The sequence below is a fragment of the Streptomyces albidus (ex Kaewkla and Franco 2022) genome (genome assembly GCF_013870515.1).
In the GTDB taxonomy this organism is placed as follows: Bacteria; Actinomycetota; Actinomycetes; order Streptomycetales; family Streptomycetaceae; genus Streptomyces; species Streptomyces albidus.
On the sequence record NZ_JACBXA010000460.1, the window covers coordinates 1 to 2,103 of the forward strand.

2 protein-coding genes are annotated in these 2,103 nt (G+C 70.9%); both read left to right on the forward strand.

Features of this window, described 5'->3' with window-relative positions; all coding sequences use genetic code 11:
- Positions 1 to 77 precede the first annotated feature (77 nt).
- Positions 78 to 344, forward strand: a complete 267-nt coding sequence (locus tag H5J26_RS30485) for a DUF6284 family protein (RefSeq protein WP_181769184.1) — start codon at positions 78 to 80, stop codon at positions 342 to 344.
- 190 nt (positions 345 to 534) lie between these two features.
- On the forward strand, positions 535 to 2,103 hold a 1,569-nt coding region (locus H5J26_RS30490; protein ID WP_181769185.1), incomplete at its 3' end, for a DUF2637 domain-containing protein.

Genomic DNA, 2,103 nt, shown 5'->3' on the forward strand with positions numbered 1-2,103 from the left:
CGCGGCAGGCGCCGCCTACGCCGCCGGCCACCACGTACACGACATCCACCCCAACGCCTGGAAGGACGCCACACGCCATGAACACCACGCCCAAATTGCTCTCCCTCGTCCCCGCGTACGAAGACGAGCAGGAGCCGACCAGCGCTGAACTGGACGCGATCGAAGCCTCGTTGCCGATCGTGCAGGCAGAGGTCGACGTGCTCGATGTCGAGATCAGCCTGCTGGACCGGCCCGCTACGCCGTGGTCAGAGCGCCGTCTGCGCCGTGCCCACCGCGAGCTTCTCGCCGCCCGGGTGAAGGTGGCCAACCGCAGGTCCGCCGCGATCGTTCCGGAGGTGGCGTGATGACCACCTCCACCCGCAAGCGACACCGGAGCCTCCGTGGGGAGCTGGCAAGTCCGCTGTTCCGGTGGGGCTTCACCGTCGTCGCTCTTGCGTCCGTCGCTTTCGACAGTCTCGGCTGCGCTCTCGTGGCCGGCGGTCTGGCGTGGGCGGGTTGGCGTCTGCACCGCACGCCCCGAAGGAGGCGCCGCCGATGACCAGCACACTCAACTCGTTCCTTGAAGGGCAGCCCGGGTGGCTGCCCTTCGTCGTTGCCACAGCGGTCACCTTCCTGGTGCTGGCTGTGGGGATCACGCTGATCGCCCGTCGCCGTGGCAGGACGCCGTGGCTGGCGGGGATCGGTCCTCAGGCCGTTGTCGCCTTGGGTGGTGTCGCCGTTTCGGTGCATGGCCTGTGGGGCTTCGCCCGCGATACGGCGGAGCTCTCGCCGTGGCTGGCGGTGGCGTTCATCGCCGTGTTCGACGCGGCGGAGATGACGCTGCTGGTCATGCTCTACCGCGCCGCCGACCCCCAGGTCGGCTGGACGGACGAGCTGCGGCTGATGCACCGCACCGCCTGGACCCTCGTAGCGTTTTCATCGCTGATGAACGCCGTGCACGCTCCCAATTGGTGGGCACGGCCCGTCATGGCGGCGATCCCGCCGCTGGCGACGTGGCTGATCGAGCTTCAGCTCCGCTCCAAGCTCCACCGCCCCGACACCGGCCGGGAGTTGGAAGAAGCGGGCAGGCCTGGCCCGATGCGGCTGGTGCTGCTGATCTGGCAGCACGCCTGGGCCGGGCTCTTCGCCTCTCTCGGCCTGGATGCTGGCAGCTCTGCCAGCGGCATCGCTCGCGCTGCGCGGGCGCAGAAGGCCGCACGCCGCGTCTACCGCCTACGCCTGGCACTCAAGGCCCCGGACGCCAGGCAGCGTCGCGGGCAGAGCCGGGTGGGCAAGCGACGGAAGAAGGCGCAGAAGGCCCTGGACAAGGCCGACGTTGCCACCGACCAGGGGCAGGCACTGGCGATGGTGCGACGACTGACTGCGCTCACCCGCGCCGACGATGTCGCCCAGCTCGACTACGCCAACCCCACGACGGTCCTCGAACTCCTCGAAGGACTCGCCGTCACACCCGCCGTCGCATCCGGCCGCGCGGAAGAAGCGGAGGGTGCGCGGCAGCGCGCGGAGAGCGCGCGGCAGGAGGCGGAGGCCGCGCGGCAGCGCGCGGAAGAGGCCACCGAAGTCGCGCGGAACCAACTCGAATCCCTCCGTGAGGAGATCGAGAAGGCCGCTGAAGAGGAGCAGGGTGCGCGGAAGCGCGCGGAGACCGCGCGGCGCGAAGAGGGCACCGCGCGGCAGCGCGCGGAGCAGGCGACGGGCGCCGCGCAGCAGGAACTGACCGACGGCCACCGGCGGGCCGAGCAGGAGCTGAACCGGCTCCAGCGTGAGGCCCAGACCGCTCAGCAGACGCTGGACGGCCTCACCTCCCGCGCCCGTACCGCCGAGGAGGAAGCCCGGGAGCAGGAGACGGCGCTTGCGCAGCTCAGCACCGAGGTTCGTGAGGCGACCCTGCTGCGTGACCGGCTGGCCGGAGACCTCGCCCCGCTCGCCTCTGGCGCCCCTGAAGGTGCCGTGGGCGGTGAGGGCCCGTTGTTCCGTTCGGAGGCCAAGCAGGCCGGATGGGAGCACTACCAGAACACCCTGCGCCAGTACGACGGAGCCATCGAGCCGACCGCCGGAGAGCTGGCAGAGCGCTTCGGTGTGGACGGTGGGAACGCGCGGAAC

Excerpts from the sequence above, each read along its gene's own strand:
- H5J26_RS30485 (WP_181769184.1), top strand. The coding sequence starts at position 78 with ATGAACACCACGCCCAAATTGCTCTCCCTCGTCCCCGCGTACGAAGAC.